Source organism: Plantactinospora sp. WMMC1484 (assembly GCF_049315195.1).
Taxonomy (GTDB): domain Bacteria; phylum Actinomycetota; class Actinomycetes; order Mycobacteriales; family Micromonosporaceae; genus Plantactinospora.
Genome location: NZ_CP186055.1, coordinates 3,032,822 through 3,052,028 on the forward strand (window position 1 = coordinate 3,032,822; position 19,207 = coordinate 3,052,028).

At 71.1% G+C, this 19,207-nt stretch carries 12 protein-coding genes; 3 read left to right on the plus strand and 9 right to left on the minus strand.

From position 1 onward, the window contains the following. Positions 1-133: 133 nt before the first annotated feature. The 6 genes from ACN28C_RS13425 to ACN28C_RS13450 form a co-directional block, all read right to left on the minus strand. A complete protein-coding gene (locus tag ACN28C_RS13425) occupies positions 134-1,054 on the minus strand; it encodes a sulfite exporter TauE/SafE family protein (protein ID WP_422773798.1) in 921 nt (306 codons plus the stop codon). Then, entirely contained in the window at positions 1,051-1,653 is a 603-nt protein-coding gene (locus tag ACN28C_RS13430) for a rhodanese-like domain-containing protein (protein ID WP_422774650.1), read from the minus strand. The genes ACN28C_RS13425 and ACN28C_RS13430 overlap by 4 nt, the downstream gene beginning before the upstream one ends. 115 nt (positions 1,654-1,768) lie before the next feature. Beyond that, positions 1,769-3,169 carry a rhodanese-like domain-containing protein gene (locus tag ACN28C_RS13435; RefSeq protein ID WP_422773799.1) on the minus strand — a complete coding sequence of 467 codons (1,401 nt, stop codon included), beginning with the start codon at positions 3,167-3,169 and terminating at the stop codon, positions 1,769-1,771. 348 nt (positions 3,170-3,517) lie between these two features. After that, complete coding sequence (locus ACN28C_RS13440) at positions 3,518-4,921, minus strand: LPXTG cell wall anchor domain-containing protein (RefSeq protein WP_422773800.1); 1,404 nt, start codon at positions 4,919-4,921, stop codon at positions 3,518-3,520. 380 nt (positions 4,922-5,301) lie between these two features. Further along, on the minus strand, positions 5,302-8,484 hold the full coding sequence (locus ACN28C_RS13445; protein ID WP_422773801.1) for an ATP-binding protein: 3,183 nt from the start codon (positions 8,482-8,484) through the stop codon (positions 5,302-5,304). Continuing rightward, positions 8,481-9,107: a hypothetical protein gene (locus ACN28C_RS13450; protein ID WP_422773802.1), complete on the minus strand. Its 627-nt coding sequence runs from the start codon at positions 9,105-9,107 to the stop codon at positions 8,481-8,483. The genes ACN28C_RS13445 and ACN28C_RS13450 overlap by 4 nt, the downstream gene beginning before the upstream one ends. Positions 9,108-9,473: 366 nt before the next feature. Between ACN28C_RS13450 and ACN28C_RS13455 the strand changes: the two genes are divergently transcribed. Further along, positions 9,474-9,800 (plus strand): CU044_2847 family protein, encoded by a 327-nt coding sequence (locus tag ACN28C_RS13455; RefSeq protein ID WP_422773803.1) that lies wholly within the window; start codon positions 9,474-9,476, stop codon positions 9,798-9,800. A 7-nt stretch (positions 9,801-9,807) separates the two neighbouring features. Further along, positions 9,808-13,953, plus strand: coding sequence for a hypothetical protein (locus tag ACN28C_RS13460; RefSeq protein ID WP_422773804.1), 4,146 nt, complete (start codon positions 9,808-9,810; stop codon positions 13,951-13,953). Here ACN28C_RS13460 and ACN28C_RS13465 read toward each other — a convergent pair. The 3 genes from ACN28C_RS13465 to ACN28C_RS13475 all read right to left on the minus strand — a co-directional run bounded on the left by ACN28C_RS13465 (position 13,943) and on the right by ACN28C_RS13475 (position 17,243). Beyond that, complete coding sequence (locus ACN28C_RS13465; RefSeq protein WP_422773805.1) at positions 13,943-14,836, minus strand: hypothetical protein; 894 nt, start codon at positions 14,834-14,836, stop codon at positions 13,943-13,945. The genes ACN28C_RS13460 and ACN28C_RS13465 overlap by 11 nt on opposite strands. Before the next feature lie 99 nt (positions 14,837-14,935). Then, positions 14,936-15,346: a VOC family protein gene (locus ACN28C_RS13470; RefSeq protein WP_422773806.1), complete on the minus strand. Its 411-nt coding sequence runs from the start codon at positions 15,344-15,346 to the stop codon at positions 14,936-14,938. Positions 15,347-15,440: 94 nt separating this feature from the next. Further along, on the minus strand, positions 15,441-17,243 hold the full coding sequence (locus tag ACN28C_RS13475) for a family 43 glycosylhydrolase (RefSeq protein WP_422773807.1): 1,803 nt from the start codon (positions 17,241-17,243) through the stop codon (positions 15,441-15,443). 684 nt (positions 17,244-17,927) lie between these two features. On the opposite strand from ACN28C_RS13475, the gene ACN28C_RS13480 reads away from it, so the two are divergent. Then, positions 17,928-19,085: a helix-turn-helix domain-containing protein gene (locus ACN28C_RS13480; RefSeq protein ID WP_422773808.1), complete on the plus strand. Its 1,158-nt coding sequence runs from the start codon at positions 17,928-17,930 to the stop codon at positions 19,083-19,085. Positions 19,086-19,207 lie beyond the last annotated feature (122 nt).

Consider the following 19,207-nt stretch of genomic DNA (forward strand, 5'->3'; position numbering starts at 1 on the left):
GTCCCTTCCGATCACGGCGACGTCGGCCCGGTGATCTCAGCGAGATATCGGCTTCGATCTTTCCGGTTCGTCGCGGGATCGGCCGCCCCGCGCCGTGTTCCGGCACGGAACGACACGTGAACTCTCGACCAACTCAATGCTCGCGGTGCTGCCGTTCGCGGTGTCGCCGTTCGCGGTGTCGCCGTCCGGGGTGTCGCCGTCCGCGGTGTCGGCGTTCGTGGTAGTGCCGGAGGGCCACGGCCGCGGCGGCGCCGCCGACGGCGGTCGCCGCGCCGGTCCAGAGCAGCGGGTTCGTCCGCAGCTCGACCGGGAGCTGCTGGGCGAGCACGAGCACCCCAACCGTCGCGACGAACCAGCCGAACCCCTGCCGGAGGAGTTTCTCCGGGATGCGACCGGCGAGCCGGCCACCGACGAGGCTGCCGGCGACCGCGGCGGCCGTGACCGCAGCGGCGAGCCTCCAGTCGATGTCGACGGTGGAGAGATAACCGGCCAGGCCCGCGAAGGACTTCATCGCGATGACGACCAGCGAGGTGGCGACCGCGTACGGCATCGGCAGGCCGCCGAGCAGGGTGAGTGTGGGTACGACGAGGAAGCCGCCACCGGCGCCGACCAGGCCGGTGACCAGGCCGACCGCGACGCCGTCGACGAGCACCCGCAGCACCGGCACGTCGTGCCGTACCGGCCGGTCGACCCGCCGGCCCCGGATCATCGCGGCGGCGGTACCGAGCATCATCAGGGCGAATCCGGTCAGCAGGAGGCCGGCGGGGACGTAGCCGGCCAGCCGGCCCCCCGGATACGCACCGGCCATGCCGGCGAGGCCGAAGACGAGCCCGGTGCGCCAGCGGACCCGGCCGGCGCGGGCGTGCGGAACGACGCCGACGGCGCTGGTGACACCGACCACGAGCAACGAGGTGGCGATGGCCTCCTTGGCAGGCAGGCCGGCGACGTAGACCAGCAACGGCACGGCGAGAATGGATCCGCCGCCGCCGAGCAGGCCGAGACTGACACCGATCAGGACGGCAAGGCCGAGGGTCTGGGCCAGGCCGGCGGTCACGACCGGGGCCCGGCGGTACCATCCCGCAGCTGCCCGACGATGGTGTCGAGATCGCAGCTCGCACCCCGGTTGTACGGGAGCCTGCCGAGGAGCGTGCCCAGCAGACAGGTGTTGGTGATCGAGGCCAGGGCGAGCCCGGCCCCGATCAGACCGGCCAGCCATTTCGCACCGGGCAGCACGACCGAGGTGAGGATGCTGACCAGGACGATCGTGCCGGCGACGAGGCGTACCTGCCGCTCGAGGTCCCACCGGGGCCTGCCCCGGTTGACCGGTGCGCCGGCGGCCTGCCAGGCGAGGATGCCGCCGGTGAGGACCTTCAGGTTCGGCAGTCCGGTTCCGGCGAGGGTCTGTTCGGCCTGCGCGGCGCGGGCACCGGAGCGGCAGACCAGCACGACATCCTCGTCGAGGTGGCAGCGCAACTCGGTGCGGTGCTCTCTGAGCAGGTCCAGGGGGACGTTGTAGGAGCCGGGGATGTGGCTGGTCTCGAACTCCGCCGGAGTCCGGACGTCGAGCACCCGGGGTGCGCGGCCGGTGTCGAGCAGCTCGCGCAGGGTGGTCGCGTCCAGGGGTGCGGGGGTGGCGGGGCGTGCCGGGGGCATGTCCATGGCTCTCCTCGGATCGGCATGCTGATGCGGGCGAGTGAGGTGGCGGGGTGGCGGCCGGTCGCCGTACCGGAGACGGCCGCGGTGACCGGCCGGGCGCGGCTGACGGTGGTCAGGCGGTACGGGACGTGGGCACGCCGGCCTGCTCGGCCAGCGCGAATTCGTCGTCGATGAGGACGACCTCGCGACCGGCGTTCGCCAGCAGGGAGGCGGCGGTCGTGGCCCGGTATCCGGAGGCGCAGTGCACCCAGACGACCCCGGGCGGTACGGCGTCCAGCCGTCCCGGAAGGTCGGCCAGCGGGATGTGCACGGCGCCGTCGACGTGGCCGGCCTGCCACTCGTTGGTCAGCCGGACGTCCAGCACGACCTGCGGGGCGGGAAGCCCGGCCGGGGTCTCCCCGGCCTGCGCGGCGGCGAGCGCGGCGAAGTCGGCGACGGCAAGCTCGCGCAGCCGCGCGGGATCGTCCGCCCACCCGTCCGGATCACCGGTGGCCCGACCGGCGGGCCGGTCGATGCCGATGCGGACCAGTTCCCGCTGGGCCTCGGTGATCTGCTCCGGACTTCTTGCGAGCAGGGTGATCGGTGCGCCCCAGTCGATCAACCAGCCGAGCCACGTCGACATCGGCCCGTCGAGCCCCAGGCTCACCGTGCCGGCCAGGTGGCAGGCGGCGTACGCCTTGCGCTGGCGCAGGTCGACCACCCACTCGCCGGCGGCGATCCGCTCCCGTAGTCCGGCGGCGTCAACCGGCGGCACCGGGCTCAGGTCGACCGGCGCCGGGCCGGCGCTGTTGGTCACTCCCATGTGGGCGTAGTAGGCCGGATAGGCGCCGAGGCCGGCGAGGGCCTCCGTGACGAAGTCCTCCGCGGTCAGCCGCAGGACGGGGTTGGCCTCCCGCTCCCGACCGATGGTCGAGCCGGGCGCGTCGGTCTGGCTGGCCGAGCAGAAGCTGCCGAATCCGTGGGTCGGCCAGACCTGGGTACCGTCGGGCAGCAGGTCGGCCAGGCGCCGTGCTGAGGTGTGCTGGTGGTGTGCGAGGGCGTGCGCGTGCTGCTGGCCGAGCAGGTCGGTGCGCCCGGTGGTGCCGAAGAGCAGGGACCCGCCGGTGAAGACGCCGACCGGGGACCAGCCGTCGTCTCCGGCCTCGTCGACCACGTAGGCCAGGTGGTGGAAGGTGTGGCCGGGGGTGGCGACGACCCGGATCCGCAGTCTCTCCGACACCACCACCGCGTCGCCGTCCGCCACCGCCATCCGATCGAAGCTCACCTGGTCGTCGGCGGCGACGAGGTATTCGGCACCGGTGAGCCGGGCCAGTTGCAGCCCGCCGGAGACGTAGTCGTTGTGGATGTGCGTCTCCAGCACGTGCGTGACGCGTACGCCGAGTTCGCCGGCGAGGGCCAGGACCCGGTCGACGTCCCGCTGCGGATCCACCACCACGGCCACCCGGCCGTCCGTGGCGAGGTAGCTGCGGTCGCCGAGCGACGACGTCTCGACGACGGACACCTGGACTGCCATCTGTCACCTTCCTCTCAACTCGAACCTCCCAGATACCCCCGGGGGTATCTGGGAGGCACTCTTCTCCCTTGGCGGGGCGGCGCGGGGTGCCGCCGGTGTGCCCTGCTGTCGGGCTCTGCTGTCGAACCCTGGTGGAACCTCGGCGTCGGACCTGCCGTACCGATCCTGCGGGCCCGGTGGCCGCCGGACGCGGGAAGGACCCGGTCCTGTCGAAACAATACCCCCGGGGGTATGTGGTGCGCTAGTCGGGAGACGGCAGCAGGCGCGGTCGCCGCGGGTGGGCCATGGTCAAGGCCATGGCCACCACGCAGAGACCGCGCCTGCTGAAGCGCTGCTGGCGGTGCAGGGTCAGCGGCGTACCGTCCGGCGCCGGCGGGTCAGGAAGATGAGGACCGCTCCGGCGATGAACAACGCGACGCCGACGACGATGAAGGCAATGGTGTTCGCACCGGTCAGCGCCAACCCGCCGCCCGTACCCTGGGTGCCGGTGTCGCGCGCCGGCGGTGCCTCGGCGACGACGTCGGTCCCGTCGCCGGCCGACTCGCCGGCCGACTCGCCGGACGGCGACTCGGTGGCCGCGGGTGCCGCCGGGGTCTCCTTGTCGGAATCGTCGTCTCCCGGCTTGGCGGAGCCGCCGGGCTGCTGTTCGTCCGACTCCTGCTCGTCCTGGCCGGGCTGCTCTCCCTGGCCGGGCTGCTCGGCGGGTGGCTGTTCGTTGCCGGGTTGCTCGGCGGGTGGTTCCTCGTTGCCGGGCTGTTCGGCGGGTGGTTCCTCGTTGCCGGGCTGTTCGGCGGGTGGTTCCTCGTTGCCGGGCTGCTCCGCGGGCGGTTCCTCGGCGGCCGGCTCGACCTGGATCCGGACGGAGTCGAGCGCGGGGATCTGGTTGGCACGAGCCATCATCGGGATGCGGTGCGAGCCGTCGCCGGCCCAGGAGGCGCACTGCGCGATGCCGGCGGGCAGGCCCGGCACTTCGATGATCACTCGGTCCGGCTCGTCGCTGCCCTTACCGTCCTCCGTCGCGACGAAGAACGCGGGCACCGGGGCCGGCTCGGCCGCCTCCGTCGTGCTGGTGAGCATCCGACAGGCCGTGTGGAAGTGCCCCCGCACCAGACCCTCGTCGTTGAGCAGGGAGGTCTCCCGGTAGTAGCCACCCTGCGCCGCCGGCAGGAACCGGTCGCGGACCAGGTTTTGGGTGCTCACGACGAGCCGGAACGACTGGCCCTCGCGTACCCGTCGGGGAGCTTCGCTGATCAGCAGCGTCGGGTTCTGCTCGGCGGCACCCACCTCGCCGAAGGCCGTCGACACGCACCGGTCGCCCTCCTGGAAGCCGGTGTGCGGCGAAAGCCTGCTCTCGTCGCAGTTGTCGCCGAGCGACTCCAGGCCGCCGCCCGGGGCGCCTCCTCCGGAGTTCCCCGGCGCCTCCCCACCCTCCTCCTGCTCCTCGCACTCTGCGGCGGGCGGAGGTGGCGACGCCGTCGACTGCGACGCCTCCGACGGGGACGGCGACGCGCCGCCGGTCTCGTCGCCTCCGGCGGCATCGCCGTTCTCGCCGGCGCCGGCCGGTTCCGACGCGCCGGCCGACGGCGGAGGTGATGTGGGCTCGCAGGCGGGGGCCGCCCGCTCGCTCTCCGCGTTCGAGATCTGTGTGACGCCCACCAGGCCACCGAAGACGGTGAGGGTGGCGACCACGGCAATGACCCGGCGACGCGGGCCGAAACGGGCGGAGGCGCGACCGCGGTGCGACCGTCGCATGTGTATGAACCCTCCCAGTAATCGTGCGCTGCGGCTCGGGCCGGCGGATTCCGTTGCCGTGCCGGGACGACCGTCTCCGGCTTCTGGCTGATCCGACGACCCAGGTGGCGGCGGCATCGGTGCTGCGTGGGCCGTCCTGCGCGCCGCAAGCTCACGGTAGGGAACGGTTCGTCGGCGAATCAAACTCACGTCGCAGAAATGCGCTTTTCTTGAAGGGAAGATAATGGAAACTTATGGTTCGGCCCGTCCCCTCTTCGGGACACCAGACCACCAGGGCGGCCGATCCCGGTCGAGTCGAGCGGCCGGCGGCAGGCGTCACCGGTGACCGACGTGGACCGGTGCAGACGTTTGGCGTTCGGTGGGTTACGGTCCGTTGCTGGTCAAGGCCCGCTCCGGGCTCGGTGGAGAACCTCTTCAGCGGTGAGCGGACTCTTCGGATGGTGCGTCAGACAGAGCGGCGTTCGGAGCTTCACGAATCTGGCGCCCTCCACCGAGGCGTAGAACTGCCCGGTCCCCAGCCGTGCGATGTCGGAGATCGTGCTGCCCTTGGCACGTGCGATCTCCTGCGCCGCATCGATCTGCGCCGGACTGTTGAGCAGTCCGAAGAACTGGGTGGCGGCGTTGCCTGGGATCTGATTGTGCAGCCCTTTCGGCGCCTGTGTGGCGAAGACCAGTCCAAGCCCGTACTTGCGGGCCTGTGAGGCCAGCGCGAGAGTGCTCTGGGTACAGGCCGTCATCGCGCCCGACGGAGCGAGTGTCTGCGCCTCGTCCATCACGAGCAGACCTCCGAGCGGACGATCGCCGGCCGGGTTGCGCTTGATCCACGAGAACAGCGACAGCTGGAGTTGGTTGACGAAGCTCTGCCGCTGCTGCTCGTCCGGCAGGCCGACAAAGCTGATCACCGATACCCGTGCGCGGCGCCCAGGCGACGGCGTCAACAGCAGCCCCGGGTCGACCGGCTCCCCGGTGCCGCCGAAGAGGGGGTCGTTGACCATTGCAGCCGTCAGCAACTGCGCCATGTTCGCCCCCAGCCTGGGAGCGTCGTCAAGGAGGCTGACGCCGTCGGGGATCGCGTTCAGCATGCCGATGAAGCCCCGGAGGTCGCTCGACCCGGTGCGCGCGTAGCTGGTCAGGGCTTCGCGGAGTACCGCTCTGCCAAGGCGCGCCTTGTCGGTCGTACCGTCGACGCGCGCGTGTGGGGCCAACGACGCGACTGCGGCATCGACGCCGGCGAGGAAGGTATCGGGGTCGTCGACAATCTCGGCGAAGTCGGGGAGTGGCTGGAAGGTCAACGGTCGTCCGCTCGCGCGGCGGGGCGTCCACACGACGACATCGGTGTGTGCGAGGTATTCCTGCGCCCGTTCCGCGTCGTGGTCTTCCCAGGCGGAGGGCGGCGACGGCCACGGGTCACCGAGGCGGGCCAGGTCATTGTTGGGATCGAGCACGATGGCGGAGACGCCCCGCAGTGCGCACTCCTCGACCAGCCGGCGGATCAGGACCGTCTTGCCCGACCCGGAGCCCGCGAAGATGGCCGCGTGTCGCCGCAGGACCTCGAGGTCGAGGAGAACCGGGGCGGTGTTCTCGGTCGCCCAACCGATCCGCAGGGCGCTCTCCGCCCCGTCAGCGGCACCGCGGCCCTGGATCACCGGCCCGGCTCCCTCACCGGCCCCGGGCGCGACCAGTGCGGGGGGCGCAGGCTCTGGGGGTGCACCGGACGTGGCGCCGTTGAGGGCGTGACGGAAGATGGCGATCTCGTCGGCCGGCCGCCGCGCGACGAACCAGGGTCGCAGGCTCTCGAGACCGGATTCGGTGATCAGGTCGCGTAGCGCCATGAGTCTGGCCACGTCGGGCTCATCGAAAGGCAAAGTCTTGCCGCCGGCCTCCTCGAACGCCCTGATGACCTCCTGAGTACGTATTCCGGCGGACCAGGCGGGCGTCCGGAGCAGGAAGAGGCGCCGCTCCGGTGCCCCCTGGGTCAACCCGGCGGTGGTGATCGCGTTCCGGATGCGATTGAGCGCGGCGATGTGGTGCGGTGCGCGGACCGCCCGGAATGACCAGTGCTCCTGCCTCTCCGTCTCCTCGTCCAGATTGCGGCGGAGTCGAGCGTGTACGGCGGGCTTGCCGCCGGCCGGGGGATCGATGCTGAAAGGTCGGGTTGCCACGCGCCGCGCCGCGATCCACGCGGTGAGCCCGGCTCTGAGTAGCTCGGGTACGACCCCGTCCTCGGTCTCGTGGCGCAGTGCCGGTGCGGGGTCTGCGGCGTCGATGAGCTCGGCGTACCGAATGTCGATGCGGGCGAGATCCGGCTCCGCCGTTGCCGCCCGCGACCCGGCTGCCTCGGCGGGTGCCGGTGCCGTCCCCAGGTCGTCGCTCGGGTGGCGGAAGCGGATCATCTCCCGCACCTCGCCCGCAACCAGACAGGCCCGGACGTGCGCGTCGACGGTCCGCAGCACCTCGCGGGGGGTGAAGTCCACCGCCTCGTCAAACGCCTCGGGCAGCACCGGCCAGGTGGGATACGGCGGTGCGAAGTCCACCTCGGCGAAACAACCCGCGAACCGCTTCGCGACCAGTTCGTGGGCCAACTCCGCCGACGGAATTCCCTTGAGCTGAATCGCCTCGCGGAACCGGTCCTGAACGGTGTCGGTCGCCTCGTTCTTGATCTTCATCCAGACCTGTGGAAGGCAGGACACGATGGACAGCGACCGGCGGGTGTTCTCGCGAAGCGCCATGAGTCCGCCGGCGATCTGTTCGAGCAGCAGGGCCGCCTGCCATCGGGTCCGCGTGTCGTGGGCCTGGACCTTCTCGGACTGGTTGACCAGGATGTCGATCTGGTCGACCGCCACGACGGTCGGGCCGGTCAGGGCCAGCAGCCGGGAGATGTCGCGGACGACCTCCTGGGCGGAGCGCTTGCCACGCCGCATTCCCCAGGTTGCCCGCTGCCCGACATCCTCCTCGTCGTTCGAACAGAGGAACTCGTACCCGATGTCCTGCAGGCGCATGTCTTCGGTGCACTGCAGGGCCAGGGCCCGGGCGGTGTCCTGGCACTCCATCCCCACCTGACGGTTGCGCTTGCGGATGAGGTCGACGAAGGCATCCAGGATGGGTCGGGACAACTCGGACTCGCCGACCACGGCACGCCGCACCGCACGTGGCGCGGACACCTCGTCGACCAGCCGGCGTAGAAATGCCTTGAGTTGCGTCTCACCGTTCGGCAACGGCCGGGCGAATCCATCCAGCATGGCGAGCGCGGTGCTGCGCCAGAAGGCACTGGCCTCCAACAGACTGACCAGAAAGAAATAGCCGCCATCGGCCTGGACCTGCTCGCGTATCGCGCCAAGCAGGTGGGTCTTACCTGTGCCTCGAGCGCCCAGAATGGCGAACCCTATGGGACTCGACTCCGAGTTTCTGCGCGCCTCCGCGACACCGTCAAGCACCTGGGTCAGGATGTTGTGATGCAGAGCGGGGAGGTGGAACTCCGCCAGTGGTCGCCACACGTCGTCGGGGGTGGGCGCCCAATCGAACCGCAGGGCCGCCAGGGCGCGCAGTTCCGCCGCGTCCGTCATGACGTGATAGCGATGAGGTGCCGGTCCTGGTTGCCGATCCGTACGGCGGCGGCGCGGTCTTCGTCGGTGAGGTCCCCCTGCTGGGAGTTAGGGATGATCTGTACGTCAGGCTCGCGGTTCATCCGTACCAGTGCGGCATCGACCTCGGCCCTGAGCGCGCTCCTGACTTCGGCGAGCCGGACGTAATCGCCCGGTCGCCCGACCTCCCCGTACGCCTTTCGGATGCTCTCCTCGGTGCTCGACAGCGCTGTGCTCTCCGCCGCGAGGTCCCTGCCGGCGAGCCGCAGGGTGAAGAGTTCCGCCGGGGCGACCTTCAGATGATCGAGAAGTTCGCGAAGGAACTGTAGGGCCACGTAGAGTGCACCGCCCGCCGAACCTGCCCTGGCCGGCGCCGCCGCGCCCAGCTCGCCGATCGCCGCTGCCCAGCCCCGCTCGGTCAACTCCAGGACAAGGGGCTTCTCTGTCACGGTGATGAAACCGCGATCCCGCAGGTCGTTGCGGTAAGGGCGTTTCAGGCTGATCCCGGCGACCTTGTCGAAGTAGGTGTTCGGGAGAGCGCTCGCCTTGATCATAAGGGTGACGAGAACGAACCGCTGGACAGGTGTCAGTTCTGCGTCGGCCATGCGAACGCTCCTTTATGGCGAGTGCTTCGGGGTGTTCGTGCGAGGAGGTGGGATATGCGTCGACAGCGCTAGGCCGAACGGCTCTCACGCCTGGCCGATTCTGCCCATGCCGTCGGCGTCACGCAAGGTCCATCCGGAAGTGCTGAAGTCCGACAGTCCGGCGTTTGCTGATCTTCGGATAACCAGTCCAGTGGGGTGCTGTCGAACATTAGTGCTATCGCCCCAAAAATGGATCATGGCACTCGCCATTGCGTTATCCCGACCGCCCTAGCACCATTGCGCTCGGCGGACGCGCCGCCCTCGGGCGGTACCTGCCGGTCCGCCGACTCGATGTTTCTGCGTGCAGCGCGACGGAAGGTGGCGCCGGTGTCCCCGGAGGTCGTCAGCTACCAGTTGGACGAGAAGACGACGGTGCAGTTCGAGATCGAACCCGTCGCCGGTTTTCGGCCGGCGGGCGTGGGTGATGTCGCCGGAACCGTCAGGGACGCCGTGGCCCCGGCGTTGGAGGCGGCCCGCGAGGTGCTCGACCAGGTCAGGGAGCTCGCGCCCGATGCCGTCGACGTGAGGTTCGGTGTCAAGGTGACCGGTACCGCCAGTTGGCTCGTCGCCAAGGCGTCGACCGAGGGAAACTTCGAGATCACGCTCTCCTGGCGGCCGAACGCCCTGCCGGTAGGCAGTCTTCCGCCCGGATGAGACAGTGGTGACCACGGCACCGGAGGACACCTGGGCTGTCGCCGTTCACCTCGGTGAGCGCAGCTCCCAACCGCCCCTCGGTTCGGCCGTGGTGGTCGACACGAACCTCGTCCTCGCCTGCGAGCACGTTGTCTGCCTCAACGGTGTGCTCCGGGAGGATCTGTGGATCTCCTTTCCGCGGACGCCCGGCGTCGGCTACTGGGACCGGCGGCGGGTGGGCCAGCTCCTGTGCGACGGGCGACCGGAGAAGAACATCGACCTGGTCCTGCTCGAACTCGTGGAGCCCGTACCCCGGTCGGTAACGCCGGCCCGGCTGCGCTGTCTGTCCGGGAAGGACCTGGTGAACCGCACCTGGTGGGCGTACGGGTTTCCGCAACACACCGAGGGCGGATGCGCCGCGTACGGGACGATCCGCGCCGAGGGCGGATGGGGACGTGTCCACGTGATCCCGGAGTCCGGCACCGAGGTGACCGGTGGGTTCAGCGGTGCGGCCCTCTGGTCGCCCGACTACGAGGCCGTGGTCGGGATCGTGGTGGAGGCGGCCGGGCAGACGGGCGACGGCCATGCCCTGACCCTCGCCCACGCCGACGGGCAGTTGCCCGACATGAAGCTGTCGGCCCTCGCCGAGTGGCGGGTGGAGGATGCCGACGACTCCGCGTTGGCAGCCTGGGGCTGGACGCTCTCGACCGACGACGAAGCTGGTCGGCACTGGCTGCCCCGGGCCAGAGGGGTCGCGACCAGCGCCGAGGGCGGCGCCCGGTTCCGCGGGCGGACGAGCGCGCTGCACCGACTCGTCGGCTGGCTGGACCAGCCCGAGCCGGCCGACCGTCCGCTGGTCGTCACCGGCTCGCCTGGAGTCGGCAAGTCCGCCGTGCTGGGCCGGATCGTCACCACGGCGGATCCGGGCATACGCGCGATGCTGACGTCGGACGATACGGCGGTGCGGGCCACCGCCGGCTCGGTCTCGTGCGCCGTACACGCCAAGGGAAAGACCGCACTGGAGGTCGCGGCGGAGATCGCGCGGGCGGCTGCGGTCAGCATTCCCGCTGCGGCCGTCGACCTGATGCCGGCCCTGCGGGACCGGTTCGTCGGCCGCCGCCAGCGGTTCAGCCTCATCGTGGACGCGCTCGACGAGGCGGCGACGCCGCAGCACGCCCGAAGCCTGGTCGACGAGGTTCTCCTCCCACTCGCCCGGATACCGGGCGTGCAGGTGATGGTCGGTACCAGGCGCTCCGACGACCACGGTGACCTGCTCCTGGAGTTCGGCGCGGACGCCGAGGTCGTCGACCTGGACTCCCCGGAGTACTTCGCGGAGTCCGACCTCGCCGACTACGCCGAGACCACGCTGCGGCTCCTCGGAGCGGAACGCCCCGGCAATCCCTACACGGACCGGGTGGTGGCGGCACCGGTGGCCCGCCGGATCGCCGCGCTGGCAAACGGCAACTTCCTGGTCGCCGGCTTGGTCGCACGGGCGCACGCGTTGCACGACACGCAACCGGTCGCGCCGGACGGGGTGACGTTCACTGCCACCGTCGCCGACGCCCTGGACACCTACCTACGGGGCCTGCCACCAGCCGGTACGGTACCGGCCCGGTTGGCGCTCACCGTGCTCGCCCACGCCGAGACCCCGGGCATGCCGATCTCGCTCTGGCAGGTGGCCACCCGTGCGTTCGGCGGCCGGGTCAGCGAGACCGAACTGACCGAGTTCGCCCGGACGTCTGCGGCGAACTTCCTCGTGGAGTCCGGCGGGGCAGCCGATCCCACGTACCGGCTGTTCCACCAGGCGCTGAACGAGGCGCTGCTGGGCGGACGGGGCGGCGGTGCCGGCCGGATGCGGGACGAGCAGCGCCTGGTGGAGACGTGGATCGCCAGCGGACGTTCGGCCGGCTGGGACGTCGCGCCGGAGTACCTGTTGCGGTCCCTCCCGCAGCACGCCGCCCGCGCGGGCATGGTTGACGAGCTGCTCACCGATGACGGTTACCTGCTGCACGCCCGACTCGACCGCCTCCTGCGGGTCGCCAGATCGGCCGTCAGCGCACCTGCCCGAGCCCGGGTTCAACTCCTCCGGCGCACTCCGATGGCGGTGGGAGTGGGACCAGCCGAGCGTGCGGCGCTGTTGTCGGTGGTCGATCGGATCGACCGGCTCGACAGCGCCGTGGACGTCAGAGACGCGCCGTACGCCGCCCGCTGGGCCAGTACGCCGCCGCGGACCGAGCAGACGGTCCTGGAGGGACATTCCCAGGCGGTCTACGACGTCTGCGCCGTTCTCGTGGACGGTCGGCATCTGCTGGCCTCGGCCGGCGAAGACGGCACAGTCCGGCTGTGGGACCCGCTGACCAACCAGCCGGAGTACGCCTTCAGCTGTCACGACGACTGTGTCCGCAGCCTCTGTGCGGTAGATCTCGGCGGCACATCGCTGCTCGCGACGGGCGGCCATGACGGCACGATCGGTCTCTGGGACCCGCTTACCGGACATCGAATCTACGAACTGCCGGGGCATGACGACTGGGTCCGCAACCTCTGCACGGTCCGCACCTCGGCGGGGCCGTTGCTCGCCTCGGGGGGCGACGACAGGCTGGTGTGCCTGTGGGATCCGCTGACCGGCATGCTTCGGCACCGACTCGCCGGGCACCTCGGCTGGGTCACCGCGGTCACCGAGGTCCCGACATCCAGGGGAGCGGTGCTCGCCTCGACCGGCTTCGACGGGACGATACAGCTCTGGGATCCGTTGACCGGGACGCACCTGCGGTCGATGAGTGTGGGAAACGGGTGCGTGAGCACCCTGTACGCCTTCACCACCGACACAGGTACGACCCTTGCCTCTGCCGGTTACGACGGTGTCGTGCGGTGCTGGGAGCCGGAGACCGGTGAGCTGCTCGCCGAGCATCCCACCAGCGGAGGACCCCTGACAGACCTCTGCACGCTCGACACCAGGGAAACCCGCCTCCTCGTGTCGACAGGTCAGGATGGTGTCATCCGTCTCTGGGACACCCGGACCGGTCAGACTCGGCCCGGCCTGCGCGGGCACTCGAACTGGTTCCGGGCGGTCTGCGCGGTGCCGATGGCGGGTCGGCAGCTCGTCGCCACCGCGGGTGACGACGGTACCGTCCGGCTGTGGGATCCGGACGGGGCGTTGCCGGGGCCGGTCGTCGACGATGGCCGTCCGGGGGCGGTGACGGCGCTCTGCGCCGTGCCGCGTGACGGCGAGATACTGGTCGCGTCGGCGGGTAGTGACGGCCGCGTCCGGCTCTGGGCGCCGCACGACGGCAGCCAACGCATCGAGCCGTTGACCGGCACCGGTCCGGTCAACGACCTGTGCCTGGTCGATGACGGCTCCCCGCAGCTCGCCGCCGCGATCGAGGACGGGGTCGTGGAGCTGTGGGATGTCGCCACTGGCGATCTTGCCTACCGGATGACCGATCACTATGACGCGGTGAACGCCGTCCGGTCCATCCACACCGGCAATGGACCGGTCATGGTGTCGGCCGGTGACGACGTGACGGTGCGGTTGTGGAATCCGAACGGCGGGGCGATCCAGGGTGGACTTACCGGGCACGGCGACTGGGTGACCGCTCTCGCAGTGATCCGAGACGCCGGACAGGAGGGAATCGCCTCCGGCGACAAGAGCGGCACCGTCCGGCTCTGGGACGGAGACGGTGGGCAGCGATGGAGCCAGCTCGGCCACTACGACGCGGTGAACGCGCTGTGCGGCCTGAGCGTCGAGGGGCGAACCGTCGTCGTCTCGGCGAGCGCCGACCGCACCATCGGAATCTGGGACTGTGCGGATGGGCGCCGACTCGGGATGCTTTCCGGACACCTCGCACCGGTCACCGGGGTATGTGTCGTCGCTACGGGCGGGCGGCATCTGTTGGCATCGACGAGCCTTGACCGGACCGTCCGGCTGTGGGATCCGAGGACGGCCCGTACGGTGCGGACGATTCCGGTGCACCATCAGGCGTTGGCCTGCTGCTACGTGGAACAGACCTTGATCCTCGGACTTGACCGAGGGCTGCTGGCGTTGGCGGTCGGTTCCACCACGGGGAGCGTCACCGCCGGAAACCCCGGCATCGCGGGACGCACGAACGGACCCGGCAGCGGCGTACCGGACGACAGCATCCGTACCCACCCCGATTCCTCGGTGGTCACCCGGTGAGTCCATCCGGCGCGGGCCGACCCGCGTACGGCTCTGCGAGCTGGTCGAGCACGAACGCTTCGAGTCGGTCCCACGAACTCTGCAGCAGCGCCGCCGGATCCTCGGCGGTCATCATGTCCCGTCCCGGGATGAACGCACTCCGGGTGAAGTGTGCGCCGCCCAGCACGTAGCTCAGCTTCAACACCGTGTGCCGGCCGTGGGACTGTAGCGACGGCGTCAGCGCCGGACCCGGGAACGCTGTGCCGCAGTGCACGCAGAGCTGGCAGGAGTCGACGTCCCGCCGGCCGTCCAGGGGTACGCCGTGCCGGTCGCACCGCCGGCACAGCCGCTGCCACGTCTGCGAGGGGACGCCGCGGGGAGTGGTCGGCCCGAAGATCTCGACGGCGGACGGTCCGGCGGGGAGCGATCGGGTGGCCTGCCACGGGCCGGGGTACGGCATCGTCCGTCGCGGGTCGGTCAGCTCGCGTTCCAACCGCCGCCAGGTGTCCTGGACCCGGCCGATCAGGTGCTCGGGTGAGGGCTCGTGCCGCTGCGGGACGTCGATGTCGGTGAGGTCGCAGCCGACATACCGGTGCCCGTCGTCGAGCCGGAGGTGCCAGGTGCCGGGGTGGCCGGCCCGTTCGAAGATCTGGGCCTGGCAGTGCCCCTCGTACCAGGTCTGGATGTCGAGGCTGACCAGGTCGTCGTCGACGGCGGCACTGACCAGGTCGGGGCGCCACCGCATGGGGGTGGCCAGGTGGCCGGCCTCCCGGGTGTCGGTGTCGTCGCCGACGTGGTTGGGTCGGCAGTCGTCCGAGCAGTACGCCGAGCCGTCGGCGGGGGCGGCTCCGCAGGGGCAGAGGCCGGACGTCGCCCGGTCGATCCGGTCGAGCAGGTTGGCCATGACATCGCCGCCTTGGTGCTGGTGGACGCGCTCGGAGTACTACCCGTCGCCGAGGTAACGCATTCAAGAATATCGTTCTATGTGTCGATCCTGGCGACGTTACGCCTCCCTGTCCTCGGGATACCAACGCAGCTCGACGGTGTTGCCGTCCGGATCGCGTACGTAGATCGAGATTGCGCCACCGCGCGCGCCGAACCGGTCGACGGGCCCTTCCAGTACGGTGAACATGCCCGACTCGATCACCTCCGCCCAGTCCAGCGGCTCCACCACCAGGCAGATGTGGTCGACGTTCGACTCGCCCCGGCGACCGTGCACCAGGTCGATGATCGTCTCCGGGGTGATCCGTACCGAGGGGAACGGGACCCGGCCCGCCCGCCACTCGTCGACCCGGACCGGTGCCAGGCCGAGGGTCCCGCAGTAGAACTCCAGCGACCGCTCCACGTCCTGCACCGTGAGCACGAGGTGGTCGAAGGCCTTGACCCGCACCCGCGTCGCATCGGTGGTGCCCATGTCTTCTCCTCCTGTCGGCCAATCGGCGGGGACGAGGACGAGCCTCTCACGGTGCGCCGCGCCGCCGCCTGTCACGGGGTGAGGCCGCCGCCTGTCACGGGGTGAGCAGGAGGATCCGGTCGGGCGTACCGGGCAGGGTGGCGACGGTGCCGGCGGAGTTGACGAGCCGGTAGCCCTCGCCGTCGACCGCCTCGATCCGCCACCGGGAAGCCAGGCCGGAGCCATGCCACGGACCGAGCGTCAGACGTACGCCGCCGTCCCGACCGGTGACCGCCGTCAGCGGCCGGCCCGCACCCCGGTTGACGACCCGGAAATAGCCCTCGCCGGCCGGGGTGAAGTACCAGAGCTGGCAGTTTCCGGCCCGGGGCCGGTCCGCGACGACCCGGCCGGCCGGCCCGGGCCGTGCTGTCCGGCGCTCGCAGCCCGGCACGCCCCACACTCGCTGCCCGGCGGCGTCGGCGATCAGCACGTCCCCGACCGGTTCGAGGCGGAACTGCTGGCAGTCGTTGTCCAGCCAGGACCAGACCTGCACCGGCGTGCCCACCCCGCCGCACCCGGCCGCCTCCAGCACCCGGCCGGCCAGCCGGTTCTCGATCCGGGACCAGCCGTCGGCGGTCGGTACCACCCGGAACCGCTGGCAGTCGTTGGCCAGCCATCCCCAGAGGGCGACCCGGGCACCGTCGGCGTCGACGCAGCCGGCGACCTCGGCGACCTTGTTGCTGGACCGGTGCAGCAGGCTGACCTGGCCGTCGCCCCGGTACTCCGGCCGCCACTGCTGGCAGGTGCTCGGCTCCGGCTCGGCGATCTCGGCGATCCGAACGTCGGCGCCCTCGTATCCGCAGGTCGGCACGCTGACCGCGGCACCGCTGGCCCGGTTGACCAGGGTGAACCAGGCGCTTCCGTGACCGACCCGGACGCTGCCGGAGCGGGGGTCGCCGAGCCGGGGCCAGCCGCCGACCCAGGCGATCGGGCGTACGGAGAGCCTGGGCAGGCCGCCGTCGGTGGCGTCGTAGTAGTGGTGGGCGAACCAGTCACCGCCCGGACCGGCGAAGACGTCACCGCCGCCGGTGCCCCGGAACTCGTTGTAGCCGCGCAACAGGTCGGTGCCGCCGCCGTCGAGCAGTGGTATCCCGGCGGCGTCCAGGTAGGGCCCGGTGACGCTGGTGGAGCGGCCGACCACCGTCCGGTAGTCGGCGTCGACGCCCCGGCAGCAGAAGTCCAGGCTGGCGAAGAGATAGTAGTAACCGCCCCGGCGGATGATCGCCGGATTCTCGATCGAGGCGCCGCCGCGCGACGCGATGTGGTGCAGGGTCGCGTCGGCCGGCAGGCCGGTGCTCCGGTCGATCCGGCGGATCCGGAGCCCGTCCCAGAACGAGCCGAACGCCAGCCACGGCTGCCCGTCGGCGTCGAAGACCAGGTCGGGGTCGATGGCGTTGAAGGTGTCGGTGTCGCGGGACCGCATCACCATGCCGTGGTCGACCCAGCCGTACGCCGGGCTCTCCGGATCGAGCGTCTGCGTGGTGGCCAGGCCGATCACCGAGTTGTTGGTGCCGAACGACGATGCCGCGTAGTAGAGGTGGTAGGCGCCGTCGAAGAAACTGACGTCGGGTGCCCAGAAGTCGGCCGGGACGGTGCCCAACTCCTCGACCACCCAGGCCGGCGGAGTGCGGAACACCGTGCCGAGTTCTGTCCAGTGCAGCAGGTCGGTCGAGCGCTTGATCGGCAGGTAGGTGCGGGTCCCGGCGTCGCCGGTGATGATCGTGTAGTAGTACCGGCCCTGCCGGAGCACGGTCGGGTCGTGCGCGATGGGGTCGGCGGCGATCCGGCCCGCCGGGGCGGGTGTCGGCGGCGGCGACCCCTGGTGTCCGGCCCGTGCGGCCGGGCCGCCCAGCGTCACCACGAGAGCCGTGGCCAGCCCGACCGCCGCTCCGAGCCTCAGTCGGCCGAGCCTCAGTCGGCCGAGCCTCAGTCGGCCGAGCCTCAGCCGGCCGAGCCTCAGCCGGCTGGATGGCCGGCAACGGGGCGTCCAGCGGCGGCCGGGGGTCGGACTGGGAACCCGTGCTACCGCGACCGTGCGAACCATCTCCCGCTCCCTCCGTCAGGCCGCCGCCGGAGCGGAACGGCCGACCATGACGGCCGCGCATCGAGCGGCGGCACTGTCCCGGCGCTGCGAGCATAGACAACCATGCCACGCTGGACCGGCAGAGGTGGAGCGGATCGCCTGGGAGATGCGGGGCGACGGCTGACGCGACGGGGACGGGGACGGGGCGCCGCTGCCGGACGCCGAAACGTCCGCTGGACGCTTTACCGGCCCCTGCCCACCTCGCAGCGTCCACGATCTGGAACAGCCTCCAAGATCTTCGGTAACCTATGGCTCGCCGTGAGCCACAAGTTACCAAGATCAGAAGACTTCCACCGCCGGCCGGGTACGGCCCGGTGTGCCGGTGGCGGTCGACGAAGGCCTGGACCGGCCCGTCGGCGGGCCATCTTCCAGGAAGGCTCTCCCCTGTACCGTCGGAGGCGGCGGTCCGGGGTAGGGCCCGCGCCGCCAGCCACCCCAGCCCAACCTGGGACGGTCCCCGTGCACGACGTTGACCCGTACTTCGCCCCGCTGCTCCGCCGACTACGGCAGGAGCGCGGCCTGTCGGTACGGGCGCTCGCCCACCTCGCCCACCGATCGAAGAGTCACCTCCACGAGCTGGAGACCGGTCGCAAGGCACCGGGCCTACATGTCGCACAGCACCTCGACCGGGTGCTGGATGCCGGTGGCGCGCTGATCGCCTGCCTCACTCCGGCAGCGCGGGCGCGAGACGAGACCGACGCGGCGACGATCGCCCGCCTGATCGATGCCAGCGACATCGGCGCCGAGGCGATCGCCGCCGTCGAGGCGGCAGTCGACGACCTGGCGAGCCTGTACGCGACCACCCCGCCCTCCGGTCTGCTCGACCCGATCCGCCAGCGGCTCGCCCAGATCGGTCGGCTGCTGGACACCCGGGCCACGCTCGACCAGCGACGCCGGCTGCTCGTCGCCGGGGCGTGGCTCAGCCTGCTCCGGGCCACCGTTCACTTCGATCTGCGGCACCGCCGTGCCGCTGCCGCACACCTGTCGATAGCCGAGCAGATGGCCCGCCAGACCGAGCACCGCGAAATCCAGGCGTGGTGCGTGGAGACGGTGGCCTGGGATGCCCTCACCGCAGGCGACTACCGGCGGGCGCTCGACCTGTCCCGCCAGGCGCAGCAGGTGGCGCCGCGCGGCAGCTCGGCGTACATCCAGGCGACCGCGCAGGAGGGCCGGGCGTGGGCACGTATGGGTGACCAGCGGGAGACGCGGCGAACCTTGTCCCGGTTGTCCCGGCTGGTGTCGCCGCTGGCTGTTCCGGACCGGCCAGAGCACCACTACCGGTACGACCCGGCGAAGGCCCTGTCGTACACGGCGACGACGTTGGCGTGGGCCGGTGATCCGGCGGCCGAGGACTACGCGCGGGCGGCGGTGGCCGACCTGATCGGATCGGCCCGACCGCGACGTACCGCCTCGGCGCAGCTGGACCTCGGCCTGGCGCTGGTCGCGGCCGGGCGCCCGGACGAGGCGTGCGCGTCCGCGCAGGTGGCGATCACCTCGGGCAGGGTGGTGCCGTCGAACTGGTGGCGGGCATCCGAGGTACTGGCTGGCGTGGAGGCGTCCGGGATCCGTGAGGCCCGCGAGTTGCGCGACGCGTACGAGGCGTACCGACCGCAGTAGCGGACACCGCGACGCCCAGCGGACACCGGCCTACTCGACCAGCGGTCGGCGTAGTCGGAGGGTGACTGTCAGGGACGCCGGCCAGGGTGTACGGCCCGCATCCGGCGTCCCGGCCGGCCCGG